Origin of the sequence: Streptomyces sp. NPDC006476, from assembly GCF_040612015.1 — a bacterium.
GTDB classification, from domain to species: domain Bacteria; phylum Actinomycetota; class Actinomycetes; order Streptomycetales; family Streptomycetaceae; genus Streptomyces; species Streptomyces griseorubiginosus_B.
In genome coordinates, this window is sequence record NZ_JBEXPK010000009.1 from 18,024 (window position 1) to 44,818 (window position 26,795).

27 protein-coding genes are annotated in these 26,795 nt (G+C 71.6%); 12 read left to right on the forward strand and 15 right to left on the reverse strand.

Annotation, left to right across the window (positions count from 1 at the left end; genetic code table 11):
- Nucleotides 1-133: 133 nt before the first annotated feature.
- On the forward strand, nt 134-1,510 hold the full coding sequence (locus ABZZ74_RS12120) for an NAD(P)/FAD-dependent oxidoreductase (RefSeq protein ID WP_356763793.1): 1,377 nt from the start codon (nt 134-136) through the stop codon (nt 1,508-1,510).
- Nucleotides 1,511-1,590: 80 nt separating this feature from the next.
- Nucleotides 1,591-3,834, forward strand: a complete 2,244-nt coding sequence (locus ABZZ74_RS12125) for an FUSC family protein (RefSeq protein WP_356763795.1) — start codon at nt 1,591-1,593, stop codon at nt 3,832-3,834.
- Nucleotides 3,835-3,907: 73 nt separating this feature from the next.
- On the opposite strand, the gene ABZZ74_RS12130 is transcribed toward ABZZ74_RS12125, so the two are convergent.
- The 5 genes from ABZZ74_RS12130 to ABZZ74_RS12150 form a co-directional block, all read right to left on the reverse strand.
- Nucleotides 3,908-4,339, reverse strand: a complete 432-nt coding sequence (locus ABZZ74_RS12130; protein WP_356763797.1) for a hypothetical protein — start codon at nt 4,337-4,339, stop codon at nt 3,908-3,910.
- Nucleotides 4,340-4,367: 28 nt separating this feature from the next.
- Complete coding sequence (locus tag ABZZ74_RS12135) at nt 4,368-5,210, reverse strand: DUF1206 domain-containing protein (RefSeq protein WP_356763799.1); 843 nt, start codon at nt 5,208-5,210, stop codon at nt 4,368-4,370.
- 163 nt (nt 5,211-5,373) lie between these two features.
- Nucleotides 5,374-5,616, reverse strand: coding sequence for a DUF5133 domain-containing protein (locus tag ABZZ74_RS12140; RefSeq protein ID WP_356763801.1), 243 nt, complete (start codon nt 5,614-5,616; stop codon nt 5,374-5,376).
- Nucleotides 5,617-5,657: 41 nt separating this feature from the next.
- Nucleotides 5,658-6,518: a SigB/SigF/SigG family RNA polymerase sigma factor gene (locus tag ABZZ74_RS12145; RefSeq protein WP_356763803.1), complete on the reverse strand. Its 861-nt coding sequence runs from the start codon at nt 6,516-6,518 to the stop codon at nt 5,658-5,660.
- A 195-nt stretch (nt 6,519-6,713) separates the two neighbouring features.
- Complete coding sequence (locus tag ABZZ74_RS12150) at nt 6,714-7,157, reverse strand: ATP-binding protein (protein WP_356763805.1); 444 nt, start codon at nt 7,155-7,157, stop codon at nt 6,714-6,716.
- Between the two features lie 256 nt (nt 7,158-7,413).
- Between ABZZ74_RS12150 and ABZZ74_RS12155 the strand changes: the two genes are divergently transcribed.
- The 3 genes from ABZZ74_RS12155 (at nt 7,414) to ABZZ74_RS12165 (ending at nt 9,891) form a co-directional block, all read left to right on the forward strand.
- On the forward strand, nt 7,414-7,635 hold the full coding sequence (locus ABZZ74_RS12155) for a hypothetical protein (protein WP_356763807.1): 222 nt from the start codon (nt 7,414-7,416) through the stop codon (nt 7,633-7,635).
- 46 nt (nt 7,636-7,681) lie between these two features.
- On the forward strand, nt 7,682-9,169 hold the full coding sequence (locus tag ABZZ74_RS12160) for an aminotransferase class I/II-fold pyridoxal phosphate-dependent enzyme (protein WP_356763809.1): 1,488 nt from the start codon (nt 7,682-7,684) through the stop codon (nt 9,167-9,169).
- Between the two features lie 266 nt (nt 9,170-9,435).
- Entirely contained in the window at nt 9,436-9,891 is a 456-nt protein-coding gene (locus tag ABZZ74_RS12165) for a cyclic nucleotide-binding domain-containing protein (protein ID WP_356763811.1), read from the forward strand.
- A 225-nt stretch (nt 9,892-10,116) separates the two neighbouring features.
- Here the strand turns inward: ABZZ74_RS12165 and ABZZ74_RS12170 are convergent, their stop codons facing one another.
- Both ABZZ74_RS12170 and ABZZ74_RS12175 read right to left on the reverse strand, forming a co-directional pair.
- A complete protein-coding gene (locus tag ABZZ74_RS12170; RefSeq protein WP_356763813.1) occupies nt 10,117-11,424 on the reverse strand; it encodes an MFS transporter in 1,308 nt (435 codons plus the stop codon).
- Nucleotides 11,425-11,517: 93 nt separating this feature from the next.
- Nucleotides 11,518-12,135, reverse strand: a complete 618-nt coding sequence (locus ABZZ74_RS12175) for a LysE/ArgO family amino acid transporter (RefSeq protein ID WP_356763815.1) — start codon at nt 12,133-12,135, stop codon at nt 11,518-11,520.
- A 66-nt stretch (nt 12,136-12,201) separates the two neighbouring features.
- Between ABZZ74_RS12175 and ABZZ74_RS12180 the strand changes: the two genes are divergently transcribed.
- The gene (locus ABZZ74_RS12180; protein WP_356763817.1) at nt 12,202-13,110 is read left to right on the forward strand and encodes a LysR family transcriptional regulator ArgP; all 909 of its coding nucleotides are present in this window, start codon (nt 12,202-12,204) and stop codon (nt 13,108-13,110) included.
- Here ABZZ74_RS12180 and ABZZ74_RS12185 read toward each other — a convergent pair.
- Nucleotides 13,076-13,807, reverse strand: coding sequence for a TetR/AcrR family transcriptional regulator C-terminal domain-containing protein (locus ABZZ74_RS12185; protein ID WP_133048719.1), 732 nt, complete (start codon nt 13,805-13,807; stop codon nt 13,076-13,078). The genes ABZZ74_RS12180 and ABZZ74_RS12185 overlap by 35 nt on opposite strands.
- 101 nt (nt 13,808-13,908) lie before the next feature.
- On the opposite strand from ABZZ74_RS12185, the gene ABZZ74_RS12190 reads away from it, so the two are divergent.
- Both ABZZ74_RS12190 and ABZZ74_RS12195 read left to right on the forward strand, forming a co-directional pair.
- Nucleotides 13,909-15,123: a saccharopine dehydrogenase C-terminal domain-containing protein gene (locus tag ABZZ74_RS12190; protein ID WP_356763819.1), complete on the forward strand. Its 1,215-nt coding sequence runs from the start codon at nt 13,909-13,911 to the stop codon at nt 15,121-15,123.
- Between the two features lie 110 nt (nt 15,124-15,233).
- Nucleotides 15,234-15,491, forward strand: a complete 258-nt coding sequence (locus ABZZ74_RS12195) for a WhiB family transcriptional regulator (protein WP_356763821.1) — start codon at nt 15,234-15,236, stop codon at nt 15,489-15,491.
- A 34-nt stretch (nt 15,492-15,525) separates the two neighbouring features.
- On the opposite strand, the gene ABZZ74_RS12200 is transcribed toward ABZZ74_RS12195, so the two are convergent.
- Nucleotides 15,526-16,377, reverse strand: a complete 852-nt coding sequence (locus ABZZ74_RS12200; protein WP_356763823.1) for a helix-turn-helix transcriptional regulator — start codon at nt 16,375-16,377, stop codon at nt 15,526-15,528.
- A 54-nt stretch (nt 16,378-16,431) separates the two neighbouring features.
- On the opposite strand from ABZZ74_RS12200, the gene ABZZ74_RS12205 reads away from it, so the two are divergent.
- Nucleotides 16,432-17,424, forward strand: a complete 993-nt coding sequence (locus ABZZ74_RS12205) for a zinc-binding dehydrogenase (RefSeq protein ID WP_356763825.1) — start codon at nt 16,432-16,434, stop codon at nt 17,422-17,424.
- Nucleotides 17,425-17,515: 91 nt separating this feature from the next.
- On the opposite strand, the gene ABZZ74_RS12210 is transcribed toward ABZZ74_RS12205, so the two are convergent.
- The 4 genes from ABZZ74_RS12210 to ABZZ74_RS12225 are packed head-to-tail and all read right to left on the reverse strand — an operon-like array spanning nt 17,516 to nt 22,259.
- Nucleotides 17,516-19,339: a HAMP domain-containing sensor histidine kinase gene (locus ABZZ74_RS12210; protein WP_356763827.1), complete on the reverse strand. Its 1,824-nt coding sequence runs from the start codon at nt 19,337-19,339 to the stop codon at nt 17,516-17,518.
- Nucleotides 19,336-20,034: a response regulator transcription factor gene (locus tag ABZZ74_RS12215; RefSeq protein ID WP_356763829.1), complete on the reverse strand. Its 699-nt coding sequence runs from the start codon at nt 20,032-20,034 to the stop codon at nt 19,336-19,338. The genes ABZZ74_RS12210 and ABZZ74_RS12215 overlap by 4 nt, the downstream gene beginning before the upstream one ends.
- Before the next feature lie 18 nt (nt 20,035-20,052).
- Nucleotides 20,053-20,808, reverse strand: a complete 756-nt coding sequence (locus tag ABZZ74_RS12220; protein WP_356763831.1) for a L,D-transpeptidase family protein — start codon at nt 20,806-20,808, stop codon at nt 20,053-20,055.
- Nucleotides 20,809-20,855: 47 nt separating this feature from the next.
- Nucleotides 20,856-22,259 (reverse strand): M1 family metallopeptidase, encoded by a 1,404-nt coding sequence (locus tag ABZZ74_RS12225; protein WP_356763833.1) that lies wholly within the window; start codon nt 22,257-22,259, stop codon nt 20,856-20,858.
- Between the two features lie 149 nt (nt 22,260-22,408).
- On the opposite strand from ABZZ74_RS12225, the gene ABZZ74_RS12230 reads away from it, so the two are divergent.
- Nucleotides 22,409-22,759: a DUF488 family protein gene (locus tag ABZZ74_RS12230; protein ID WP_356763835.1), complete on the forward strand. Its 351-nt coding sequence runs from the start codon at nt 22,409-22,411 to the stop codon at nt 22,757-22,759.
- A gap of 1 nt (nt 22,760) precedes the next feature.
- Here the strand turns inward: ABZZ74_RS12230 and ABZZ74_RS12235 are convergent, their stop codons facing one another.
- Together ABZZ74_RS12235 and ABZZ74_RS12240 are read right to left on the reverse strand one after the other, a co-directional pair.
- Nucleotides 22,761-24,431, reverse strand: coding sequence for an FAD-binding dehydrogenase (locus ABZZ74_RS12235; RefSeq protein WP_356763837.1), 1,671 nt, complete (start codon nt 24,429-24,431; stop codon nt 22,761-22,763).
- Nucleotides 24,432-24,448: 17 nt separating this feature from the next.
- Nucleotides 24,449-25,081: a TetR/AcrR family transcriptional regulator gene (locus ABZZ74_RS12240; protein ID WP_356763839.1), complete on the reverse strand. Its 633-nt coding sequence runs from the start codon at nt 25,079-25,081 to the stop codon at nt 24,449-24,451.
- A gap of 143 nt (nt 25,082-25,224) precedes the next feature.
- Here ABZZ74_RS12240 and ABZZ74_RS12245 point away from each other — a divergent pair, with 143 nt between their 5' ends.
- A complete protein-coding gene (locus ABZZ74_RS12245) occupies nt 25,225-25,851 on the forward strand; it encodes an alpha-ketoglutarate-dependent dioxygenase AlkB (RefSeq protein WP_356763841.1) in 627 nt (208 codons plus the stop codon).
- A 169-nt stretch (nt 25,852-26,020) separates the two neighbouring features.
- A complete protein-coding gene (locus tag ABZZ74_RS12250) occupies nt 26,021-26,767 on the forward strand; it encodes an MBL fold metallo-hydrolase (protein ID WP_356763843.1) in 747 nt (248 codons plus the stop codon).
- The last annotated feature ends 28 nt before the right edge of the window (nt 26,768-26,795 follow it).

Below are 26,795 nucleotides of genomic sequence, written 5' to 3' on the forward strand. Positions count from 1 at the left end.
TCGACGCGTTCGTCTGCCCGCCGTGCCCCGCTGGCGGAACGGCTGGGCAAGCGGTGGGATCGATGTGGTGCGAGCGGAGATCCAGGGCAGGCGAAGGGCGTCGGTTGCAGACCGCCTGGAGCCGCAGAAAGGGATGAACGACGTGACACGACCCAGGATCCTGGTGGTGGGCGCGGGCTTCGCCGGCGTGGAGTGCGTACGCAGGCTGGAGCGGAAACTCGCGCCGGCCGAGGCGGACGTCACTCTGGTGACCCCGTTCGCCTACCAGCTCTATCTGCCCCTGCTGCCCCAGGTCGCCTCCGGTGTGCTGACGCCCCAGTCGATCGCCGTCTCGCTGCGCCGCAGCAAGAAGTACCGCACCCGGATCATTCCCGGCGGAGCCATCGGCGTCGACCTGAAGGCCAAGGTCTGCGTCATCCGCACTATCACCGACCAGATCGTCAACGAGCCCTACGACTACATCGTGCTGGCCCCCGGAAGCATCACCCGCACCTTCGACATCCCTGGGCTGACCGAGCACGCCTTCGGGATGAAGACACTCGCCGAGGCCGCCTACATCCGCGACCATGTGATCTCCCAGCTCGACCTGGCCGACGCCAGCGACGATCCGGCCGAGCGCGCCTCGCGGCTGCAGTTCGTGGTGGTCGGCGCCGGCTACGCCGGCACGGAGACGGCCGCCTGTCTGCAGAAGCTCACCCACGGCGCGGTCAAGCGCTACCCACGCATCGACCCGGCCCTGATCAAGTGGCATCTGATCGACATCGCCCCCAAGTTGATGCCCGAGCTCGGCGACAAGCTCGGCCGCAGCGCGCAGGAGATCCTCAAGCGGCGCGGCATCGAAGTCTCGCTGGGCGTGTCCATCGAGAAGGCGGGGCCCGAGGAGGTCACCTTCACCGACGGACGGGTGGTGCCCACCCGCACCCTGATCTGGACCGCCGGGGTCGCCGCCAGCCCGCTCATCGCCACGCTCGGCGCGGAGACGGTCCGCGGGCGCCTCGTGGTCACCCCCGAGATGAACCTGCCCGGTCATGACGGGGTGTTCGCGCTCGGCGACTCCGCCGCGGTGCCGGACCTGGCGAAGGGTCAGGAGGACGCGATCTGCCCGCCCACCGCGCAGCACGCCATGCGGCAGGGCCCGCAGGTCGCCGACAACATCATCGCGAGCCTGCGCAACCATCCCATGACGCCGTACCGCCACAAGGACCTCGGTCTCGTGGTCGACCTCGGCGGCACCGACGCCGTCTCCAAGCCGTTGGGCATCGAACTGCACGGTCTGCCCGCCCAGTTCGCGGCCCGCGGCTACCACTGGTGGGCGCTGCGCACCAGTGTCGCCAAGGTCCGGGTGGCGACCAACTGGACGCTCAACGCGATCGCCGGTGACGATTTCGTCCGCACCGGCTTCCAGGCCCGTAAGCCGGCCAGGCTCAAGGACTTCGAGTACACCGACGCCTATCTGAGCGCGGAGCAGGTGCGGGAGCAGATCGAGGGGGCCGGGCGCAAGCAGCTGTGAGGCGGGTGCGAGCGGTCCGCGTCCGTCATGTCATGCTGGGTCGCGGATCATGACGTGAAGCGGGGAGTGAGTACGGCGGCGTGAGGGCAGCGCGAGGGTCGGTCAGGGTACGGCTGCGGGATCTCGTGGCGGCCTCCGACCCCGGGCTGCTGCGCCTGACCGCCGGGCTGAGGACGATGGGCGCGATCGCCCTGACGCTGGCCGTGCTCACCCTGCTGCACGCCGATGTGCGCCATCTGGTCGGCGGGGCCATCGCGGCGATGGTGGCCACCTTCGCCATCCGCGAGAAACAGCCCGGCCCGCAGGCCGTCACCCTCGCCCTCGGGCTTCCGGTGGCCCTGGTCTCCGTGTCCCTGGGCGCGTTGCTGCACTCCCGGGTGATCGCCGGTGACGTCTTCTTCGTCGCGCTCATCTTCTGCGCCGTGTACGCCCGCAGGTTCGGCGACCGGGGCACCGCGCTGGGCCTGGTCGGCTTCCAGGTCTACTTCATGTCCCTGTTCGTCGGCGCCACCGTCTCCGCGCTGCCCCAGCTGTACGGCGTGGTCGTGGTCGCCTTCGCGGCCAGCGCGGTCATGCGCTTCGGCCTGGTGCGCGAGACGCCCGCCGGGATCCTGGAGCGACTGCGGGACGCTTTCCGGGCCCGGCTGGCCCAGCTGGTGTCCGCGCAGCTGGAGCTGCTGGACGCCGGCCCCGACGACATCGACAAGGCCCTGCAGGGCACCCGCGAGGGCACCGCCCGGCTGCACGACACGGCCATGATGATCCAGGGACGGCTGGAGGACGGCACCTCCGACGAGGCCGTGGCCCGGCTGGTGCAGCGGCGCATCGCGGACGCCGAGATCGCCGCCGAGCGCCTCGGTCTGCTGCTGCTCACCGCGCGCAGCGCCGAGCGGGCGGACACCCTGACCCTGCACCTGCCGGGAGCGTCCCTCTCCGAGGGCGGCCGGCTGCCCGTACGGGACGAGGCGACCGAGATTCTGCGCCGCGATCTTGAGGCACTGCGGGCGCTGGTGCTGCGGCCGGTCTCCGCCCACCCCGGCGCCGGACTGGTCCAGCTGCGCAACCGGCTGCTCGGCTACCGGGACGAGGAGAACCTGCCCAAGGCCTCCCCCGCCGTGCAGGACGTCTTCCGCGGCATCGGCGAGGCCGCCCGCGCCGTGCTGGGCCTCAGGATCGCGCTGGACGGGCCGCAGGACGAGTCGGACGACACCCCGTCCGCCGCGCGCTCCCGTGAGGAACTGGACGCCGAGGACGCCGCGATCGACGGGGGCGAGGAGAGCGCCGAGGACACGGCGACGGGCCTGCGGCGGCCGACCACCCGGGCCGCGGTGCAGGTCGCGGTGGGCTCGTCGCTGGCCATCGTGGGCGGCGAGTTCCTCTCCAGTCAGCGCTGGTACTGGGCGGTGCTGACCTGCTGGATCGTGTTCATCAACACCGCGTCCACGGGCGAGATCCTGGTCAAGGGCTACCGGCGGCTGGTGGGCACCGTGCTCGGCGTGATCGCGGGACTGCTGCTCGCCGCGCTGGTCGGCCACCACACCTGGACGGCGTTCGCGCTGGTGCTGGTGTGCGTGTTCGCGATGTTCTACACGGCGCCGCTGTCGTACACGCTGATGTCGTTCTTCGTGACGGCGGCGCTGGGCCTGCTCTACACGCTGCTGCACACCTACAGCCTGTCGGTGCTGGTGCTGCGGGTGGAGGAGACGGCGCTGGGCGCGGCCTGCGGCATCATCGCGGCGGCGTTCGTGCTGCCGGTGCACACCGACCGCCGTACCAACGACCTGCTGGTGACGGTGCTGGAGCGGCTCGGTGCGGTCACCGAGGCCGCCGTGGAGCAGCTCAGCGGCGGGCCGCCGGACGAGCTGCTGGACAAGGCGCGGGACCTGGACCAGGCGCTGGCGGACCTGCGGGCCGCCACGCAGCCGCTGACCCACCCGGTGACCCCGATGCGGGCCCGGCGCGACACCGCCCGGTACGTGGTCGCGCTGCTGGAGACCTCCGCGTATCACGCGCGGTCGCTGGCCGCGATGGCCGAGCTGCTGCCCACGCATCCCTCCATCGCCGCCGATCCCCGGTTGCGCCGGGCGGGGCGGCGCCTGCTGCACAACATCGACGCGATCGCGGCGCGGGTCGCGGACGAGCGGGCGGACGTCGAGGTCGAGACGGGCGCGAGCATCGCCGCGCTGCTGGAGTCGGAGCTGCCCGGCGGGTCGCGCTACGGCCGGATCACCGACCGAGTGCTACGGCATCTGCAGCGGCTGGACGAGGCGGTGGTGGGCCTGGCCCGGCCGCTGCGGGTGCCGGTGGCGGAGCCGAAGCGGTGACGGTGACGGCCTGGGGTTCTCAGTGCTATGTCACATACCACTGGTCAGTGCTATGTCATATACCATTGATCCGTCAGAAGTCGGTGGGCAGGCCGCTGACCTCGGCGATGCCGCGCAGCTCCTCGTTCTGGTGGTGCCGCTCGCGGATGTAGTCGGCGATCTCGCCGAGGCGGGTGGGGTCGGATGCGGTGTCCGCGTCGGTGATCACGCGGACCGGGCCGGTCTCGTCCAGGTTGATCTCGACGACCTCGTTGTCCAGTCTGCCGGTGACCGCGGCGGCGATGACCAGGGCGGCCTCGTCGCGGACCTCCTGGGACAGACCGTCGGTGCGTTCACCGTCGAGGGCGAAGTCGAGCTCGGGCAGACGCTGCTCCTCGATCGCCCGCAGGATCGGCTGGACCACGTCGAGCAGCTGAAGGTAGTCCTCCGTGTCCATCCGGGTGCGCAGGAGGCCGAGATACATGTCGACGGGCCGGTGCTCGGGTGGAAACTCGGGTTCGTTCATCCCCATCGTGTTCCCCCTTCCTCACGCGTCAGACCCGGCGCCAGCGCGCCAGGGCGAACGAGAACAGACCGAACAGGACCAGGCCGGTCGCCACGCAGACCAGCAGCCACGGGCCGAGGGGGGTGTCGGCGAACGAGCGCAGGGTGTCGTCCAGTCCCTTGGCCCTGTCGGGCTTGTAGTCGACGGCGGCACGCACCGCGAAGACGCCCGCCGCGGCGAAGACCAGGCCGCGCGCCGCTCCGCCGCCCACTCCGGTCACGTCCACCAGCCGGCGCGCCCAGGGGGCCATCTGGGTGAGCTTGAGCTGACGGCGGTAGTCCCGCCGTACGGCCCGGGCCCCGACCCAGACGCCCGCCACGATGACGCCGGCACCCGCGATGCCCACCAGCCACTGCCCGGCGGGCATTTGCAGGACCCGCGCGGTGATGTCGCGGGACTGTTCGTCGCTGGAGCCCCCGCCGCTGCCGCCGTGCGGGCCCGCCGCGAAACGGAGCACCGAGTAGGCGACGAACGCGTAGAAGACGCACCGGGCCGCCGCGATCAGCCGCTTGCGCGCGCTGCGGCCGTCCTTGCCGACCGAGCCGAAGACGGCCTCCGACAGCCGCCACAGCGCCATGCCGACCAGGCCCAGACCCAGCGCCCAGAGCAGGACGGCTCCGAAGGGCTGTCGGGCCAGCTCGCCGACCGCGCCGCCGCGGTCCGCCTGTTGGTCTGTGTCGCCGAAGGCGATCTGCAGCGCGATGACGCCGACCAGCAGATAGATCACCCCGCGGGCGGTGAGCCCGGCACGGGCCGCGCCCTCGGTCACCGAGCCACGGGCCGCACGTTCGGCCTGCATGCGGGTGGTATGTGACATAGCACTCGCGTTCATGTGAACCTCCCGTCGTGCGAATGCCCCGGCTTCGGGCCCCGACACCGGCCGCAACCCGTGCGATCGCGCCAGTCAGGACCCGCCGCCGGCACCGGACACGGCTGTGCCCGGAAGCGGGCTCGATGCGCTTCCGGGCACAGCCGTCGCGGACTGGTGCGTGAGGTCAGTCGGCCAGGGGTGCGGCGGTCTTCGACGCCGAGTGCACCGGGTCCGCCGCCGCCAGCAGCCGGTGGGCCGTCTCCAGGGCGTGTCTGACGTCACGGGTGCCGGTCGACACGCACAGCGTGTACGCCACGTCCTGGGCGCGCGGGCTGACCCGGCCCGTGCCGGTCTCGGCCTCCTCGGCCCGCAGTGACTCGTACTCCTCGACGAGTTTGCGCAGAAAGGCCGGATGAGGGATCAGCATGGTTTCCGTTCCTCCTCGAATCGGTAATCGCTCGGCTCGGCTCAGACCGCGGTCGACCGCCCGTCGGTGCCCCGTCGGCCGCGCTGGCCCATCGCCTCGGCGCGCACCTGGGCGCAGCTGCGGCTGATGAGGCGGGAGACGTGCATCTGGGAGATGCCCAACTGGTCGGCGATCCGGCTTTGCGTCATGTCCTCGAAGAAGCGCATGTAGAGAATGGCCCGTTCGCGTTCGGGCAGGCGGCGCAGGCCTTCCTTGGCGGACTCGCGGTCGATCACGGTGTCGAAGGAGGAGTCCGTCGCCCCGAGCGTGTCGGCGAGGCTGTAGCCGTCGTCGTCACCGGAGAGCTCGGCGTCCAGCGACAGGGTGCTGAAGCTCTCCAGTGCCTCCAGGCCGCAGCTCACTTCCTCCTCGGTGAGCCCGGTGTGAGCGGCGAGGTCGGCGACCGACGGCTCGGGGGTACCGGGGGTCTGGGTCAGCTCACGGCGCGCGATCCGCACCTTGTTGCGCAGTTCCTGCACCCTGCGGGGCACGCGCAGCGCCCACATACGGTCCCGGAAGTGCCGCTTGACCTCGCCGGTGATGGTGGGGACGGCGTAACTCTCGAAGGCGCCCCGCTCGGGGGCGAAACGGTCGATGGCCTTGACCAGTCCGAGGGCCGCGACCTGCCTCAGGTCCTCCACCGACTCGCCGCGGTCGCGGAAACGGCCGGCGATGCGGTGGGCCATGGGCAGCCAGGCCTTGACGAGCTGGTCGCGGATCGCGTCACGTTCCGGTCCGTCCTCCAGATTGGCCAGCCGGGCGAAGAGGTCGGCCGTGTCGGGGGCGTCGTCGTGCCGCCGCCTGCTGGACGGGGCCTGGGTGGTCTGCGTGCCGGGACGGCTGGTCGAGGTGTCGATGAGCATGCGGATTCGCTCCCGAACTGGGGTTTCAGGGACATACCGCGGGAGAAGCCGCCACCCGGACCGCCTGAAGGTCCGGCCAGCCATACCGCTCCCGCTGGCGCGCCTCCGGTCCGAAGCACGAAACTCCGTCTGCCCATGGGTGGTGGGTACAAACTCCGCTTCCCGAAACTCTTCGCTCCGCTTCGCCGGGAGTCCTCAGGGAAGCTCCACCATCGCCGTGATGCACTTGCCGCCGGCAGGCAGCTCGGACACCCGCACATCGCGAGAAAGCCGGCACACGATGGGCCAGCCCAGACCGCCGGAGCGGCGCCGTCCCCGGGCGTCCACCGGGGGCCTGATCACCGGCAGCTCGGCACTGCGGTCGCTCACCGAGACACACAGACAGGGCCCGGCGACATCGACGCGGAAGTCGGTGACGCCGCCGCCGTGCAGCATGGCGTTGCTGGCGAGTTCCGAGGCGACGAGCAGCGCATCGCCCAGGGCGCCCGGATCGCACTGCGTGTGGGTGATTCGGCAGCGTTCGGCGACCACGCGTTCCACGGCCCTGCGAGCGTCGGCCGGGTGGCACAGGCGCTTCGGCCCGGCACCCCGGGTACCCGAGGGCTCGGTGGCGGATTCGGTCGTGTGCCTCTCGCACATCGCCTGGCTCCCTGTCGGCAGAAGGAACGAGCTCGCGGTCGGTGAGAAAGGCGGCCGTGCGGCACCCCCCGTGCCGCACGGCCGCACGCTGCGTCACGGCCACGGCGAGGTCTCGGCCGACAGCGACGGCGTCCCGTCGCCTGCGTGAGCACTCCAGGTCTCACCTACCGGCTCACCACCGCGGGGCCCGTCAAACCTCCCGTACCGGTCCTTCGGCATCGGTCTTCTCACCGGAGACCGTGGGTACCCGGCCGTCATGAGCGATGTCGTGGACTCAGACGAACTGCTCCGCCGCCTCCAGCGCGCTCGGGCCTGCGCACAGCAGGAGGAACAGACCTGGCGAGAGCGCGCGGACGACCTGAAGGCGGGTGAGCCGGACCCCGCGAGCGAGGCCGTCGTACGGACCCTGGCCTACGAGACGGTGATCAGGGTGCTGGACGAGATCCTCACCCCCGGCGCCCACTCCGAGCAGGGTTGATCCCTCCGGCCCGATTCACGCCCACCCTCCTGGGCACCCGGCGCGCATGTCAGCCGATCACCACCGCGCACCCATCCTGGAGGCCCTGGCCGACTTCCATCGCCAGGGGCAGTTGTCCTTCTCCCCGCCGGGACACAAACAGGCCCGTGGCGCCGACCCCGCCGTGCGCGAGCTGCTGGGCGACGCCGTGTTCCTCGGTGACGTCCTGGCCTCGGGCGGGCTGGACGACCGGCTCACCCGGGGGCGGGTGCTGGAGCGTGCGGAGGAGCTGATGGCGGACGCGGTGGACGCCGAGCACACGTTCTTCACCACGTGCGGCAGCTCGCTGTCGGTCAAGGCCGCGATGCTGGCCGTCGCGGGCCCGCACGAGAAGCTGCTGATCAGCCGGGACGCCCACAAGTCGGTGGTGTCCGGGCTGGTCCTGTCCGGCATCGAACCGGTGTGGGTGGAGCCCTGCTGGGACGCCGAGCGGCATCTGGCGCACGCCCCGTCCGCCGAACGCTTCGAGCAGGCTTTCCAGGAGCATCCCGAAGCCAGGGGCGCCCTGGTCGTCAGTCCCACGCCGTACGGAGCCTGTGCGGACCTGCGGGCGATCGCCGAGGTCTGTCACCGCCGTTCACTGCCGCTGATCGTGGACGAGGCCTGGGGCGCCCATCTGCCCTTCCATCCCGGTCTGCCGTCATGGGCGATGGACGCGGGCGCCGACATCTGCGTGACCAGCATCCACAAGATGGGCAGCGGCCTCGAACAGGGCTCGGTGTTCCATCTGCGCGGCGACCGGGTGCCGCCGCAGCTGCTGAAGACGCGTGCCGACCTGCTGGGCACCACCAGCCCGTCGGTGCTGCTGTACGCCGGGATGGACGGCTGGCGGCGGCAGATGGTCCTGCACGGCCGGGAGTTGATGGGCGGGGCGCTGGACCTGGCGACCGAGGTGCGGGCGGCGATCGAGCAGATCGACGGCCTGCACGTCAACGACCGGGACGACTTCTGCGGTGAGGGCCTGGCCGACGACTTCGACCCGCTGCCGTGCGTCATCGATGTCTCGGGTCTCGGGATCACCGGGTTCCAGGCCGCCGACTGGCTGCGTGAGCACCGACGGCTGGACATGCACCTCAACGACCACCGCCGTATCGGCGCCCAGATCACCCACGCCGACGACCGGGAGACGACCGGCGAGCTGCTGACCGGGCTCAAGGATCTCGCGCAGGCGGCGCTCGAACTTCCGCGCGCGCCATGGGTGGACGTGCCCTCGCCCGCGGAACTGCGCATGACGCAGGCGCAGTTGCCGCGGGACGCCTTCTTCGGTCCCGCCGAGGACGTGCCGGTCGGCCGGGCGGCGGGCCGGATCGCGGCGGAGATGATCACGCCGTATCCGCCCGGGATTCCGGCCGTTCTGCCCGGCGAACGGCTCACCGAGCCGGTGCTGCGGTATCTGCGCACGGGTCTGGAGGCGGGCATGAACCTGCCCGACCCCAGCGATCCTGAACTCAGGACGATCAGGGTCGTGGCGGCCGGCCACGAGCCCGTGGAGTGAAACCGGTCACGCAACCCGCTTTTCGCTACGCGTAGCGCCCCTTGATGGTTTACCGTTCATTCATACGTGGTGGCGGAGTCGACCGTATCCGTCCTCCGGCATCACCGCGAACGGCCCTGGCTGGCCTCCCCCGTCCAGCCAGGGCTTTTTCATGCGCGCGACTTCTTCACCGGAACTGCCGTCCGCCGAGGTGCTCAGCGGACCGGGAGCGGCTGAAATGGGCGTAGGGAAACACCTCAACCCACGCCGGCGAGGAGCCCCGTGCCATGACCAAAGCGATCAAGCTGCTGACCGCCCTCCCTCCGCCCCAGCGCCAGCGTCTGATGGCGTTGGCGAAGGAGGTCTCCTTCCCGGAGGACACCCGGATCTTCGAGGCGGGCGGCCGGGCCGACCGCTTTTGGGTGATCCGCTCGGGGGCGGTCACCCTCGACCAGCGGGTCAACTCGTTGCAGCGGGTCACCGTGGCCAGCCTGGGCGCGGGCGATCTGCTCGGCTGGTCGTGGCTGTTCCCGCCGCACGAGTGGGACTTCGGCGCCGAGGCCTTCAGCCCGGTGCGGGCCTACGAGTTCGACGCGGCGCAGGTGCTGCGGCTGTGCGAGGAGGATCCGTCGCTGGGCATCGTGCTCGTGCGCAGCGTCGCCGAGATCCTCGCCCACCGTCTGGAGATGACCCGGGGCAGGCTGATGGAGCAGTACGCGACACACCGGCGCGGCGGTTTGTAGTTTTACGACAGCACTGACGGTTGGCCCGACCCGCAGGCCCCGGCACGCGCGGGCAGAGATGCCCAGCTGCACCGCGGCCGCCGACCCGCGCACCGACGGTCCGCTCGGATTTGCCGACAGGCTGGCAGGCCGGCGCCATGCTCCGGGCCGATCGCGTCGAGGAGCGGCCCCCGGCGGCCGAGGCCCGTCATTGGATCATCCCGGCGGCAAGGGATCCGGCGGGTCCTAGATCCGGTAGCGGCGCAGGGCCGGTACCGCCGCGGTGAGGGCAAGCATCATGGCGACGACCAGCAGGCCGCCGCCCGCGACCGCGGCACGCGGGCCGAAGGCGGAGCCCGCGGTACCGTGCAGGACGTCGGCCAGGCGGGGGCCGCCCGCGACGACAACGGTGAAGACGCCCTGCATACGGCCGCGCATCTCGTCGGTGGCGGCGGACAGCAGGATCGCCCCGCGGAAGACCATGGAGACCATGTCGGCGAGGCCGGCCACGGCCAGGAAGCCCGCCGCGATCCACAGGTTCCCGCTGAGCCCGAACCCGGCGATCGCCAGCCCCCAGGCGACGACCGCGCCGATGACCATCCAGCCGTGCCTGCGGGCCCGGGAGAAGGTGCCGGAGAACAGTCCGCCGAGCACGGCGCCGATCGGGATGGCCGCGAAGAGCAGGCCGAGGGCGAGCCCCTCGCCGTAGGAGTCGTAGGTCTGCGCGGCCAGTTGCGGGAACAGGGCGCGGGGCATACCGAAGACCATCGCGATGATGTCGGCGAGGAAGGACAGCAGCAGCACCTTGTGCCGGGAGATGTAGCGGAAGCCCTCCGCGATCTGCCGTACGCCCGCCCGGCGCACCGCGGTGCCGGCCCGGGGCGGGAGTGAGGGCAGCCGGTAGACCGCCCAGACGGTGATGCACAGGGCGAGGGCGTCGATCAGATACAGCTCGGGCAGGCCGATGACGGGTATCAGGACGCCGGCCAGCAGCGGACCCACGACCTGGCCGGTCTGCATGACGGTGGAGCCGAGCGCGTTGGCCGCGGGCAGCTGCTCCTCGGGCACCAGCCGGGCGATGGAGGCGTTGCGGGCCGGGGCGTTCAGACCCCAGAACGCCTGCTGCATCGCGAGCAGCACCATCAGCGCCCACACCGACTCGAGTCCGCCGACGGCCTGCAGCCAGAACAGCAGGGAGGTCACCGCGATGCCGGTGTTGGTGATCAGCAGCAGCTTGCGGCGGTCCATGGTGTCGGCGACCGCGCCGCCCCACAGCGCGAACACGATCAGCGGGAGCAGTCCGGCGAGGCTGGCGGCGCCGACCCAGGCCGAGGAGCCGGTGATGTCGTAGATCTGCTTGGGCACGGCGACCGCGGTGAGCTGGCTGCCGACCGCGGTGACGATCGTCGAGGACCACAGGCGCCGGTAGGCCGGGACGCGCAGCGGGCGGGTGTCCATCGCCCACCGGCGCCAGCCGCGCCCGGGAGGGGCCCCCGCCTCTTCTGCGGCGGGGGCCGGTGGCTGTGGTTCGGTGCTGCTCTCGCTCGTGTCCACGGGTGTCCTGGTTGCTCGATACATCTTTCGGGGCCGGGGCCCACTATCGCAGCAACGCCGGGAAGTTGGGGACGCGCGATCAGCCCTCGGACGTCAGGCCCGGGCCACGAGCATGCCGCCGAGTGTGATCATCGTCGCGGCAACCAGCCCGTCCAGCACCCGCCAGGCGGACGGCCTGGCCAGGAAGCGGCCCAGCAGACGACCGCCGAAGCCGAGGGCGGCGAACCAGCACAGGCTGGCGAGGGCCGCTCCGAGGCCGAAGGTCCACCGCAGCTCGCCGCGGTGCGCGGCGATCGAGCCGAGCAGGAACACGGTGTCCAGGTAGACGTGCGGGTTGAGCCAGGTCAGCGCCAGACAGGTCACCACCGCCCGCCGACGCGAGCCGGTCGCCTCGCCCTCGGCGCGCAGCGAGTCCCCGGCCGGCCGCAGCACCCTGCGGGCGGCGAGGGCGCCGTAGCACAGCAGGAAGCCGCCGCCGATCCAGCCGACCGCCGTGAGCGCCCGCGGATACGCCACCACCACCGCGCCGACCCCGCCGACGCCGAGGGCGATGAGCACGGCGTCGGACAGGGCGCAGATGCCGACCACGGCGAGCACCGCGTCACGGCGGATCCCCTGGCGCAGGACGAAGGCGTTCTGGGCGCCGATGGCGACGATGAGCGAGAGGCCGGTGCCGAATCCGGCGGCCGCGGCGGTCAGGGCGTTGGTCATGACATCGACGCTACGGAGACGATCACTCCACGTACATCTAAAGATTCTTACGTATCATTAGCAGACATGAAGACCGAGCTGACCGAACTCCCTCTCGACCAGGTCCGCACCCTCCTCGCCGTCGTCGACGAGGGCACCTTCGACGCGGCGGCCGCCGCCCTGCATGTGACGTCGTCGGCGGTCAGCCAGCGGGTGAAGGCACTGGAGCAGCGCACCGGCCGGGTGCTGCTGATGCGTACCAAGCCGGTGCGGCCGACCGAGTCGGGCGAGGTCGTGGTGCGCTTCGCCCGCCAGCTGGCCCGGCTGGAGCGCGACGCCCGCGCGGAGCTCGGCATGAGCGGGGCCGGGGAGCCGACCCGGGTGTCGATCGCGGTGAACGCCGACTCCCTCGCCACCTGGCTCCTCCCCGCCCTCACGGCGGTACGGCACGAGCCCCGGCTCTGCTACGAGCTGCGCCGCGAGGACGAGACCCGCACGGCCTCGCTGCTGCGCGAGGGCGCGGTGATGGCCGCGGTGACGTCCTCGTCCGAGCCCGTGACGGGCTGCTCGGTGCGCGCCCTGGGCCGGATGCGCTATGTTCCCGCGGCCAACCCGGACTTCGCCCGCGAGCATCTCGACGGCCCGCTGCGCGAGGTGCTCGCCACGGCGCCCACCGTCGCCTTCGACCGCAGCGACGACCTGCAGGACGCCTTCGTACGCCGACTGCGCCGGGGCGGCGGCGCTGCGAGTCCGGTACGGCACTTCGTGCCCACGTCGGAGGGTTTCGCCGAGTCCGTCGCGGCGGGCCTCGGCTGGGGACTCGTACCCGAGGTGCAGGCCGAACCCCTGCTGCGGGCCGGGCGCCTGGTCCGCCTCGACCCGGAGCTCGCCCTCGACGTCCCTCTCTACTGGCAGCAGTGGAAGCTCGACTCCCCCGCCCTCGCCGCGGTCGCCGACGCGGTCACGCGGGCGGCTCAGCAGGCGCTGCGCGGCTGAGCGAGGCCAGCCGTGCGGCCGCGCTGTCCAGCAGCATCTCCAGCGCCGTCGGGTACGCGCTGTGCACCATGCGGGTCGCGAGCAGGGGTGCCGCCTCGGCGATGCGCGGGTGCGTGGTGCGCGGCAGGCGGGCGTAGGTCGAGCGCCACATCTCCTCGTCGGCGCGCAGGGCCGCGCTCGGCAGGGTGAGAGAGGCCGCGTCCAGGGCGGCGAAGGCCAGCGTCTGGTCGATGAAGGCGTGGTAGACGCGCACGGTGTCGGCGAGCGGGAAGCCGGCCGTGCGCAGCACGTCCAGGACGGCCTCGTCGGCGGCGAGTTCGTTCGCCCGGCCGGTGACCCGGTTCGTGGTCAGCAGCGCGGCCTGGGGATGGGCGACGTACGCGGCGTGGATGCGCAGTCCGACCGCGCGCAGGTCCGCCCGCCACTCCCCCGTCGGCCGCCAGCCGTCGAGGGCCTGGCCGATCAGCGCGTCGCCGATGGCCAGGGTCAGGTCGTCCATGCCGCGGAAGTAGCGGTACAGCGTGCTCGGGTCGGCGTCCAGCGCCAGACCGAGCCGGCGGGCGGTCAGACCCGCGCTGCCGTGCTCGCGCAGCATCCGCAGCGCCGTCTCGACGATCAGCCGCTCCGACAGCACCGTGCCGCTCTTGGTGGGCCGGCGCCTGCGCCGCCGCTCCTCGGGCACGACCGGTTTGGGCACCGCGACCTCCTTATGCCAACGCCATTGACCTTACGTGGGTGCAAGGCGTTCCATCTCCAGCGGGGCCCCATGTCACCCACCCCCGCACAGGGAGTTCTGCCATGCGTGTACTGCTCGTGGGCGCCGGCGGTGTCGGCACCGCCGTCACCCGGATCGCGGCCCGGCGTTCCTTCTTCGACGCGATGGTCGTCGCCGACTACGACCCGGCACGGGCCGAGGCGGCGGTCGCGGCCCTCGACGACGACCGCTTCACCGCCGAGCGCGTGGACGCGGGCGAGGAGCCGGCGGTCGTGGACCTGCTGCGCCGGCACCGCTGCGACGTCCTCCTCAACGCCACCGACCCGCGCTTCGTGATGCCCCTGTTCCAGGCGGCCCGCGCCGCCGGCGCCACCTACCTCGACATGGCCATGTCCCTCTCGCACCCGCACCCCGAGCAGCCGTACGCACGGTGCGGGGTCAAGCTGGGCGACGACCAGTTCGCACGCGCCGAGGAGTGGGAGAAGGCGGGCGCGCTGGCGCTGGTCGGCATGGGCGTGGAGCCGGGCCTGTCGGACGTCTTCGCCCGGCACGCCGCCGACGAACTCTTCGACGAGATCGAGGAGATCGGCATCCGGGACGGCGCCAACCTCACCGTGGACGGCTACGACTTCGCCCCCTCCTTCAGCATCTGGACCACGATCGAGGAGTGCCTCAACCCGCCCGTGGTCTACGAGGCCGACCGCGGCTGGTTCACCACCGAGCCGTTCAGCGAGCCCGAGGTCTTCGACTTCCCCGAGGGCATCGGCCCCGTGGAGTGCGTGAACGTGGAGCACGAGGAGGTGCTGCTCGTGCCGCGCTGGGTGGACGCCCGCCGGGTGACCTTCAAGTACGGGCTCGGCAGCGAGTTCATCGACACCCTCAGGACGCTGCACCTGCTCGGCCTGGACAGCACCGCCCCGGTGACCGTGCCCAGCGCGTCCGGACCGGTGGCGGTCTCACCCCGGGACGTCGTCGCCGCGTGGCTGCCCGACCCGGCCACCCTCGGCGAGCGGATGCACGGCAAGACCTGCGCGGGCACCTGGGTGCGCGGCACCAAGGACGGCGTGCCGCGCGAGGTGTACCTCTACCACGTCGTCGACAACCAGTGGTCCATGAAGGAGTACGGCAGCCAGGCGGTGGTGTGGCAGACCGCCGTCAATCCGGTCGTCGCCCTCGAACTCCTCGCCACCGGCGCCTGGTCGGGCTCCGGCGTCCTCGGTCCGGAGGCCTTCCCGGCCCGCCCGTTCCTCGATCTGCTCACCGCCTACGGCACCCCCTGGGGCATGCGCGAGCAATGAACACCGTTTCTCCGCGATTCCCCTTGTTTTACTCCCGCATCGACAGGTCACCCGAAAACGAGTAAGCCATTCGCGAGGGCACGTACGACTTCGATCGCAGGTGACTATTGATGGACTACTGGCGAGACCAGGCCGCGTGCCGCAACGAGGATCCCGAGCTCTTCTTCCCGATCGGCACCTCAGGCCCCGCGTTGTTGCAGACCGAACAGGCGAAGGCGGTGTGCGCCCGCTGCCCGGTGCGGGACGAGTGCCTGGAATGGGCACTGGACCATGGAGAGATCCTGGGCGTGTGGGGCGGCACCGGAGAGATGGAACGGCGGGCCCTGCAACGCCGCCGCCGCGCGGCGGCCCGCCGGAGCGGCGCGTAGGAGCGGTCGGTACCCGCAGGAACGGTGGACGCGCTCAAGTTCGGGACGATCTTGAGCGCGTCCCCGACGTATGTCCTGACCCCGACGTATGTCCTGACCCCGACGTATGTCCTGACCCCGGCGCGGCCGCGTGGCGGCCGGGTGTGGTGCCGACGACGGCGGTGAAGGCCGCGATGAATCCACTGGGGTTGGACCATCCGCAGGCGTGGGCGACGCGGGTGACGCCGTGGCCGTCGGCGAGCAGCACCAGCGCGTGATGGATGCGCAGCTGGGTGCGCCACTCGTAGAAGGTCATGCCGAGCTCGTCGTGGAAGAGCCGGCTGAGCGTACGGGCACTGGCTCCGGTCGCGCGCCCCAGTTCGGCCAGCGGGGTGGTGTCCGCGGGGTTGTCGTACAGGATCCGGGCGACGGCCCGCAGCCGGTCGTCGCGCGGCTGCGGCAGCTGCAGTGGCTGCTCGTGGGCCTCGTGGAGTTCGTCGACGAGGACGCGGCGCAGACGGGCCTGCGCCGCGGGGTCGTACTCCCGCGTGCCCGTGAGCGCGAGCAGAAGTTCGCGGGCGAGGTCCGAGGCCAGGAACACGGCCGGACGGTCGGGGACGAGCCGGGACAGGGACGCGGGCAGGAAGACGATCCGCATGTCCGTGTCGCCGTGCGCGCGGTGGTGGTGGGTGAACCCCGCGGGCGTCCAGGCGACACGGTTGGCGGGAACGACCGCCGTGCCCCGCTCGGTGTGCACCGACAGGACGCCCCGGGCCGCGTAGACCAGATGGCCACGAGGATGGGAGTGCGCCGAACTGGTACCGCCCGACGGCCACTGGTGCGCCCCTCCCGACGGCCAGAGACGTGACGTCGTGCCGGTCTCGGGAACGTGGCGGCCGATGGGCATGGGTTGGCATTCTACCGGTGGCCGGTCAGAGGGCCCGGTGGCGACAGTGGACCCATGCTGAGTACGACGATGCGAGCGGCCGTGTGTGTCCGGGCAGGCGGCCCCGAGGTGCTGGAGATCCGTGAGTTGCCGCTGCCGGCGGTCCGGGAGGGCTGGAGCCTGGTGCGGGTGAAAGGCGCGGGCCTGAACCGGTCCGAGCTCAGGACCCGTCAGGGACATTCGCCGAGCGTGCGGTTTCCGCGGGTGCTGGGAATCGAGTGCGTGGGCGTCGTGGCGGACTCGACCGATCCCGCGCTGCCGGAGGGAACGACCGTCGCCGCGGTGATGGGCGAGATGGGCCGCGACTTCGACGGCGGCTACGCCGAACACGCGCTGCTGCCCAACTCCCTGCTCATGCCCCTCACGACCACACTGCCCTGGGACGTCCTGGCCGCCCTGCCCGAGACGTATCTGACCGCCCAGGGCTCACTGGACGCGCTGGGGATCGCGCCGGGCGACCGGGGGCGGTTGCTGATCCGGGGCGGCACGTCGTCCGTAGGGATGGCGGCCGCGTCGATCGCCGCCGGCTACGGCCTCAAGACCGCGGCCACGACCCGGCGGCGGAGCAAGGTCGAGGCGCTGACCGCGGCCGGCGTGGACCACGTGCTCGTCGACGAGGGCGGGCCTCTGGGGCCGCAGGTGCACGCGATCTGGCCCGAGGGTCCCGACCACGTTCTCGACCTCGTCGGGACGAGCACGGCGGTGGACTCTCTCCACCTGGTCCGCCGGGGCGGAACGGTGTGCATGACCGGCACCCTCAGCGGCTGGCTGATCCCGGACTTCGAACCGGTGGCGATGATCCCTTCCGGAACCAAGCTCACCGCCTTCCACAGCGACAACTACAAGGGAGGCGCGGGCGTGGACGTCCTGCGACGGATCGTCCGCGAGGTGGAGGCCGGCGTCTACCGGCCCAACGTCGACCGCGTCTTCTCCCTCGACGACGTGGTCGCCGCCCACCGCTACATGGAGAACGACGAGGCGACCGGGAAGGTCGTCGTCGTGCCATGAAAGAGGGCGTGCGGGCAGCGACGCGGGCGCGGCATCCGCCATGGCGCCTTGTCAGGGTTCGTCGGGCGCCACCGGTTGAGCACCGGGCCCTTCATTCCCGCGGCGCCCCGCTGCCCGGCAGACGGATCGTGAAGACCGCCCCGGCGCCCGGTTCGCTCGCCGCGGTGATCGTGCCGCCGTGGGCGGTGATCAGGTGGCGGACGATCGGCAGGCCCAGGCCGCTGCCGCCGGTGCGGCGGCTGCGGGACTTCTCGGCGCGCCAGAACCGCTCGAAGACGTGCGGCAGGTCCTGCGGGGCGATGCCCGTGCCGGTGTCGGTGACGGTGAAGACGACCTCGTCGCCGTCCCGGCGCGCCGCCAGGGTGACCGTGCCGTCGGCCGGGGTGTGCCGCAGGGCGTTGGAGACCAGGTTGCCCAGCGCCTGCCGCATCCGCACGGGATCGGCGTCGAGCCAGGCGGAGCCGTCGGTCTCGGTGTGCAGGGTGACTCCGGCTCCGGCGGCGGCAACGCGGTGGGCGGCCGCGACCTGGTCGAGCAGGTCGTCGGCGCGGACCGGCTCGGGATGCAGGCGCAGGGTGCCCGCGTCGGCGGCCGCGAGGTCCTGCAGGTCGTCGATGACGCGCTGCAGGACCATCGCCTCCTCGTGCAGGGAACCGAGCAGTGCCGGGTCGGGGTCGACCACGCCGTCGCGGGTGACCTCCAGCCAGCCCCGGATGTTGGTGAGCGGGCTGCGCAGTTCGTGCGCGATGTCGCTGACCATCGCCTTGCGCTGGGCCTCGATGCGTTCCCGGCGCTCGGTCAGGTCGTTGAAGGCCTCCGCCAGGATGCCGGTCTCGTCCCGGGTGGTGACCGGCACCCTGACGTGCAGCTCCGGCGGCTGCTGGGCCGCCTCGGTCAGCGCGCGCAGCGGCCGTACGAGCCGGGTGGCGACGACCGCCGTCACCGCCACCGTCACGGCGAGGACCAGACCGCCGACCCCGACGATCTTCGCCTTGTTGGCCGGGGACATGTCGAAGCGGGGCGGGGTGGTGTCGTCGCCGCCGAGATACAGGTCGGCCACGGGGGCGACGTACGGGTCGAGTTGGGCGCGCAGGGCGGTGGCGGCACAGTTCTGGGCGGTCTTGAGAGCCTCTTCGTTGCCCGCCTTGGGGTATTTGGCGATGACGTACCGGCTCAGCGGGTTCCTGCTGGTCAGGTCGAGATAGAAGTGCAGCGGTTCGCGCAGGCTCTGGTCGTTGCTCTGCAGGCAGGTGCGCGCGGTCCTGGTCAGCTCGCCCAGTGCTTTCTTCTCGGTGGGCACGGGCTCGTTCATCCCGTAGCCGCAATCCTGGGCCGGAGTGTCCGTGCCGTCGCTTCCGTCCGAGTTCACCAGGACGGGACGGCCGCTCGGGAGGTGCTCGATCCTGATGTCGACGCCGAACCGGGAGTCGCAGGTCCGCAGTTTCTCGGCGAGCGCGTCCAGCCGGGAGCGCTCGTTCGCCGTGATGCGGTAGGGGCCCACGGCGCGCGGATCGACGCCGCTGAGCTGCGCGCCGGGCTGGGTGTAGGTGTCGGTGTTCAGCGGGTCGACGGTGGCGGCGGCGCCGAGGGGCAGCGCGGTGCCCTTGCGGGCCGAGTCGGCGATGAGGTCGCGGTCGGTGGTGGTCAGGGCGATGCGCCGCCCGGTCCGCTCGGCGAGCTCGGTGACGAGGGGCTGCACGCCCTTCCAGTCGGGGTGGGTGGCCGCGTACCCGCTGAGCCTGGCCAGGATGCGCAGGTCGTCGGCGAGGTCCTGGCCCTGTTCCTCACGCAGCGCGCGGGTGGTGGTCTCCACCGCCAGCCACGTGGTCGCGGCCACCGAGCACACCGCGATGAGCGCCGACGCGAACAGCAGTCGGACCAGGAGCCGTTTGCGCAGCGGTATGCGTCGCTTCACGGACGGCCACCGCTGAGCTTGTAGCCCACCCCGAAAACGGTCAGCAGACGCACCGGGCGGCGGGGATCGGCCTCGATCTTCTTGCGCAGGTTCATGATGTGGACGTCGACGGCGCGTTCGGTGGAGGAGCGGTCGAAGCCGCGGGTGCACTGCAGCAACTGCCGCCGGGTGAAGACCCGTTCGGGCTCCCCCGCCATGGCGAGCAGGATCTGGAACTCGGCGGGCGTGCACTCCACCGGTTCGCCGTCACAGCGCACCTCGTACCGCTCCGGGTCGACCGACAGCCCGGCCGCGCGGACCACGGGATCCTCCCGTACGCCGACCGCCCGGCCGCTGCGCCGCAGCACCGTGCGGATACGGGCCATCAGCTCGCGTGGGCTGTAGGGCTTGGTCATGTAGTCGTCGGCGCCCAGTTCGAGGCCGAGGAGCACGTCGTCCTCCTCGGACCGCGCGGTCAGCATGACGACCGGCACGTCCTGGTCCCCGCCGCGCAGCACCCGGCACACCCCGAAGCCGTCGATGACCGGCAGCATCAGATCGAGGACGACCAGGTCGGGAGCGAGTCTCTTCGCGGCCTCCAGCGCTGCCGCACCGTCGTGGACCACGGTGGCCGTGTGTCCCTCGGCCAGCAGGGAGCGGCGTATGAGTTCGGCCTGCATCTCGTCGTCCTCGGCGACCAGTACATGTGCGCACACGCGGCGGATCCTAAGCGGTCAGCGGGCCAGGGACGCCGCGTCGCCCATGACGACGACGGGGTGGAGGGCGGGGTCGAGCGCGCGCAGCAGATCCTTCATGTGCTCGGCGGAGATGCTGACGCAGCCGTGGGTGGGGCCTCCGTGGTCGACGTGGAACCATATGCCGCCACCGCGGCCGGAGCCGAGCGGGCGGGTCCAGTCCAGGGGCGAGGTGCCGGGCTCGCGGTTGTAGTTGATCGCGACAACGTAGTCGAAGGAGCCCGCGAGGGGTTCTCCCTCGAAGCCCGTGCCGGGTGCGACGAACCCTCTGGAGCGGTGGTACGGCAGTTTGCTGCCGGGGTCCTTCAGCAGCCCGCCGGCGTCGGTGAGGCCGAACACGCCGACGGGTGAGCGCAGATCGCCGCTCATGTGGTGGCCGGACCAGCCCTTGAGGGCGTTGTGCGCGGGCCAGGTCGCGCCGGGCTGCCAGCCGGTCGCCGTCCGCTCGTACAACACCACCGTGGAGTCGGGGGAGTTCTCGTCCTTGCCGGTCACCACGACGGCCTGGCGGGTGTCGCTGGGTATTTGGGCCAGCATCCTCGGGCCGAGGCCGGGCAGTTGCAGCGGGGCGGCCTCGACGGACAGCTGGGGCGAGGGCGAGGTCAGGGGGCTGAAGCCGGGCGCGCTCGGCCCGGCCGCCGGGCCCGAGGGGTGGCCCGGCGACGCCACGGCCCCGCCGCCGCATCCCGTCAGGAGCAGGGAGGCGGCGAGCAGGGCGGCACGGGGTTTATTCATGATCACGGAACGACTGTGACTCACACATGTGAGGAACTCGTCAGCTTTCAGGCGCTGTTCGGCTTCCCGGGAGTGTAGAGCCATGAGGTGAACAGGGGGTGGAGGTTCTTGCCCGACTCCCGTTCGGCCAGCCGCACGAACTGCGCGGTCGTGCCGTGGCCGCCCCGGTGTTCAGCGGCCCAGGCGCGCAGGATGCGGAAGAAGACCGGATCGCCGACGGCCTTGCGCAGTTCGTGCAGGGTCATGGCGCCGCGGGCGTAGACGGGGGTGCCGAAGATGTTCTTGCCGCTGCCGGGGTTGCCGGGCGGGAAGGCCCACAGGCCGTCGCTCGCCGGGCGGGCGTAGAGGGAGTCGAAGGCCTTCTGCGCGCTGTCGCCGCCGTGCTGCTCGCTGTAGAGCCACTCGGCGTAGGTCGCGAAGCCCTCGTTGAGCCAGATGTCCTTCCAGGCGGTGAGGGAGACGGAGTCGCCGAACCACTGGTGGGCGTTCTCGTGGACGAGGGTGCTCAGGTCGGGCGCCGAGTCGTACAGGGGCCGCGACTGGGTCTCCAGCGCGTAGCCCACGTTGGCCTTGTCGACGATCGACCCTGCGTTGCGGAACGGGTAGGGCCCGAAGACCTTGCTCTCCCACTCCAGCACGGACGGCAGCTTCTTCAGCACCGGTGCGGCGGCGGAGGCCTCCCGCGGGTCGACGGCGTTGTAGACGCGGATGCCGTCCCGGGTGGTGTACTGCTCCACCTTGAACTTTCCGACGGTCGCGGTGGCGAGGTAGGCGGCCATGGGCTCGCTCTGGCGCCAGTGGAACGTGGTCCGTCCGTGCGCGGTGCGCTGGGAGAGCAGGCGGCCGTTGGAGACGGCGGTACGGCCCTGGGGGACGGTGATCGTGATGTCGTACGACGACTTGTCCTTGGGGTGGCTGTTCGCCGGGAACCAGGTCATGGCGCCCTGCGGCTCCCCGGCGACGAAGGCGCCGTCGTCGGTGGGGATCCAGCCGTCGGCCGAGCCGTCGGGGTCGGTGACGGGCTTGGGCGTGCCCTGGTAGGTGACGGTGACGCGGAACTGCTCGCCCTTGTGCAGGGCCCGGCGCGGGGTGACGACGAGTTCCTGTCCGTCGCGACGGAAGCCGGCCCTGGTGTGGCCGACGCTGACGCCGGTGACCTTCAGTCCCTTGAGGTCGAGGTCGAAGCGGGTCAGGTGCTGGGTGGCGCGGGCGGTGAGGACGGCGGTGGCGTCGAGGTGGCGGGTGGAGGTGTCGTAACGGAGCGTCAGACCGTAGTGCTCGACGTGGTAGCCGCCGTTGCCGGCGAGCGGGAAGTAGGGGTCGCCGGCGCCGGGCGCTCCGCCGGTGGCGGCGACGGCGGTTCCGCTGCCGGCGAGCAGGGCCGCGAGCGCGACGGGGATCGTCAGGGGCACGGCGGTGCGGGCGACGGTCTGTCGGCGGGACAGTCTCACATGAGCTCCTTGAGGGGGGTGGCCGATGATCAATCGCCCAGGCTAGGGGGCCGGGCCACCGGTACACCTCCTCCTTTTGGCCAAGTCACGCAGCGTCACCCGAGAGCCGCGCCTTACGCTCGAGTCCCCCGCACGGAAAGAGGCCCGGAGTGAGCGTTCGCCTACGTCGTGTCTACGAACCGCCCGAGCCGGACGACGGCGTCCGGGTCCTGGTCGACCGGCTGTGGCCGCGCGGCCTGTCCAAGGACGCGGCGCATGTGGACGAGTGGCCCAAGGGCCTCACACCCTCGACCGAGCTGCGGCGCTGGTATCACGCGGGCGAGGGCTCGTACGAGGAGTTCAGCGGCCGTTACGAGGCGGAGCTGGACGCTCCGGAGGCCGCCGAACTCCTCGATCGTCTGAGGCAGTTGGTGCGCAAGGGACCCGTCACCCTGCTGACCTCGTCGAAGGACCCCGAGCACAGCCACGCCTCGGTGCTGGTGCGGCTCCTCGGCGCCTGACTCAGGCGGTCTGCTTCGCCGCCGCCCGGCCGGCGGCCCGCCCGGAGAAGAGGCAGCCGCCGAGGAAGGTGCCCTCCAGGGCGTTGTAGCCGTGGACGCCGCCGCCGCCGAAGCCGGCGACCTCACCGGCCGCGTACAGGCCCTCGATCGGGGTGCCGTCCGTGCCGAGGGCGCGCGAGTCGAGGTCGGTCTGGATGCCGCCGAGGGTCTTGCGGGTGAGGATGTTGAGCTTGACGCCGATCAGGGGGCCCGCGGCCGGGTCCAGGATGCGGTGCGGGGTGGCGACGCGGCCGAGACGGTCGCCGATGTAGCGGCGGGCGTTGCGGATGCCCTGGATCTGGGCGTCCTTGCTGTAGGGGTTGGCGATCTGCAGGTCTCGGGCCTCGATCTGGCGGCGCAGGTCGGCCGCGTCGAGCAGCGGCTTGTCCGTCAGCCCGTTCATCTTCGTCACCAGTTGCTCCAGCGTGGGGGCGCTCACGAAGTCGGCGCCCTTGCGCAGGAAGGCGTCCACCGGGCCCGGGGCGCCCTTGCCGAGACGATTCTTCAGGACCGCGGCCTTGTCCTTGGCGGTGATGTCGGGGTTCTGCTCGGAGCCCGACAGGGCGAACTCCTTCTCGATGATCTTCTGGGTGAGGATGAACCAGGAGTGGTCGTGGCCCGCGATGTCCTCGGTGGTCCGCAGGTACTTGAGCGTGTTGAGGGTGTCGTAGCCCGGCAGGCAGGGGTCGGGCAGACGGCGGCCGAGGGCGTCGAACCACATCGAGGACGGGCCGGGCAGGATGCGGATGCCGTGGCCGGGCCAGATCGGGTCCCAGTTGCGCAGGCCCTCGGTGTAGTGCCACATGCGGTCGCGGTTGACCAGGCGTACACCCGCCTCGGCGCTGATGTCGAGCATGCGGCCGTCTACATAGGCGGGCACGCCGGTGACCATCTCGGCGGGCGGGGTGCCCAGGCGCGCGGGCCAGTAGCGGCGGACGATCTCGTGGTTGGCGCCGATACCACCGGTGGTGACCACCACGGCCCGGGCGGTGAGCTCGAAGTCGCCGACGCGGTCACGGTTGGAGGCGACACCGCGGGCGGCGTCGTCCGGGGCGAGGACCGTGCCGCGCACCCCGCGCGCGGTGCCGTCCTCGATGACCAGTTCGTCGACCTGGTGGCGGTGATGGAAGGTCAGCAGCCCGTCGCGGGCGGCCTGCTTGGCGTATTTGACGAAGGGTTCGACGACTCCGGTGCCAGTGCCCCAGGTCACGTGGAAGCGGGGCACGGAGTTGCCGTGTCCGTCGGCGCGCAGGTCGCCGCGCTCGGCCCAGCCGACCGTCGGCAGGAACTTGATGCCGTGCCCCTCCAGCCAGGTCCGCTTCTCCCCCGCCGCCCACTCGACGTAGGCGCGGGCCCAGCGCACCGCCCAGGAGTCCTCGTCGTCCGTGCGGTCGAACCCTGCGCTGCCCTGCCAGTCGCTCCAGGCCAGCTCCAGGGAGTCCTTGACGCCGAGACGGCGCTGCTCCGGGGTGTCGACGAGAAAGAGCCCGCCGAAGGACCAGAAGGCCTGGCCGCCGAGGTTGGCGGCGTTCTCCTGGTCCACCAGGGCGACCCTGCGGCCCCGGCTGGTGAGTTCGTGCGCGGCGACCAGGCCCGCGAGGCCCGCTCCGACGACGATGACGTCCGCGTCCATGGCGTCCGTTCCCTTTCTCAGTGGGCTCGTTGGGGGTTGCTGCCGTCGGTCAGCAGCGCGGTGAGCAGTTGCTTCAGCCAGATCCGGGCGCCCTCGACGTCCTTGTCCAGCAGCAGTTGGGTGGTGACGCCGTCGTAGGCGGCGACCACGGCGTGCGCGGCGCCGTCGACGTCGCCGAGCACGGCGGGCAGTTCGGTCAGGCCACGGGCCCGCAGAAGCCGGTCGGCGATCGCACCACGCAGTCGCGCCCGGTGCTCCAGCAGGCTCTGGGCCACGTCCGGATCGCGGGCGGCGTGCACCAGGAAGTCCGTCTTCACCAGCAGCCAGTCCAGGTCGAGCAGCAGTACCTCGGTGACGCGGTCCACGGCGGCCGGCACGTCGAGGTCGGGGCCGTCCAGGGCGAGGGCGCCGGCGACCTGTTCGGCGATGAGGTCGGCGCGCTGCCGGTAGAGGGCGAAGAACAGCTCGTCCAGGCTGTCGAAGTTGGAGTAGAAGGCCCCCCGGCTGTAGCCGGCCGCCTCGCAGACCTCCTCGATGGAGACCCTTCCGAAGCCCTTGGCGGCGAACACGGCGAACGCGGCGTCCAGCAGGTTCGCCCGCGTCCGCACCCGGCGCCTGGTCACGCGTGGTGTCGTCTGCTCGGTCGCCATGCCGCTCCTCCCCGTTCGATACAGGAATGTATCCGATACACCGATGTATCGAAAGGCGCCCGTGCACCGGGGGTCACCACCGGCCCTGCAATCGGCCGACAATTCGTTGGAACATGTTTTCGAATCAGTAGTACGCTGGTGCCATGGCCACGCACCTCCAGGGCTCGCTCTTCGACCAGACCGACCAGCTCCGTCTCGGCCCCCTCGACGGGATCCGCCGGACGCGGCTCGGCCTCGGCGCCTGGATCGACGTGCTGCCCGGATGGCTGGCCGGCGCCGACGAGCTGTTCGAACAGCTGGCCAGGGATGTGCCGTGGCGGGCGGAGCGCCGCAAGATGTACGACCACGTGGTGGACGTACCGCGGTTGCTGGCCTTCTACGGCGCGGACGACGCGCTGCCCCACCCGGTGCTGGACGAGGCACGTGACGCCCTCAGCGCGCACTACGGCGACGAACTGGGTGAGCCGTTCGCAACCGCCGGGCTGTGCTACTACCGCGACGGCCGGGACAGCGTGGCCTGGCACGGCGACCGGATAGGACGCGGCGCGCAGGAGGACACGATGGTCGCCATCCTCTCGGTGGGCGAGCCCCGGGACCTGCTGCTGCGACCGATGCACGGCGGCGAGGCGGTGCGCCGGCCACTCGGGCACGGCGACCTCATCGTGATGGGCGGCTCCTGCCAGCGCACCTGGGAGCACTGCGTACCGAAGACCACACGGGCCACGGGACCCCGGATCAGCATCCAGTTCCGTCCGCACGGCGTGCGCTGAGGCGGAGAGGCGGCCGCTTCCGGCGCACGCGGGGGCGGCCTCCGGCGGACGGTGCCGGAGGCCGCCTTTCCCCTTCGTACCGTACTTTGGCCCGGACCCGACGGTTCCGGTCGGGCCGGGGTCTGCTTTGCTGAGGGCGTCGGGCACGGACTTCGGACACGGGGCGGTCATGCGGGCGGACGTACGGCAGGTCACCGACGGCATTCACCTGGTGCACGGCAGCGACACCAACTGGGTGATCCTCAGCGATGGCGACGAGGTCACCCTCGTCGACACCGGCTACCTCGGGGACCGGGAGCAGCTCCTCGCCTCGCTGACGGCGGTGGGCAGCGCCCCGGAGGCGGTCGCGGCCGTTCTGATCACCCACGCCCACAACGACCACCTGGGCTCCGCGGAGTTCCTGCGCGACGCCTACGACACGCCGGTCTATCTGCACGAGGCCGAAGTGCCGCACGCCCGCCGGGAGTTCCTGCACCAGGTCACCGTCGGACAGATCGCGCGCAACGGCTGGCGCCCCGGCGTTCTGCCCTGGGCGCTGCACGCCCTGCGCTCCGGCGGCACCGCCGACGTGCCGGTCTCCGCGCCCGAGCCGTTTCCCACGACGGGCCCGCTGGACCTGCCGGGCCGTCCCGTGCCGGTGCACACCCCCGGGCACACCGACGGACACACGGCCTTCCATCTCCCGCATCTCGGCGTGGTCGTCTCCGGGGACGCCCTGGCCACCGGCCACCCCACGTCCCGCATCCAGGGCCCCCAGCTGCTGCCTGACATGTTCCAGCACGAGCGGGCGCGGGCCGTCGCCTCCCTTGATGTCCTCGCAGCCCTCGACGGCGATCTGCTGCTGCCCGGACACGGCCCGGCACTGCGCGGCCCGGTCCGTGAAGCGGCACTTCAGGCCAAGGAGCGCGCCCTTTAAAGTGAGGTCACGATCTCCCGCGAGGCAA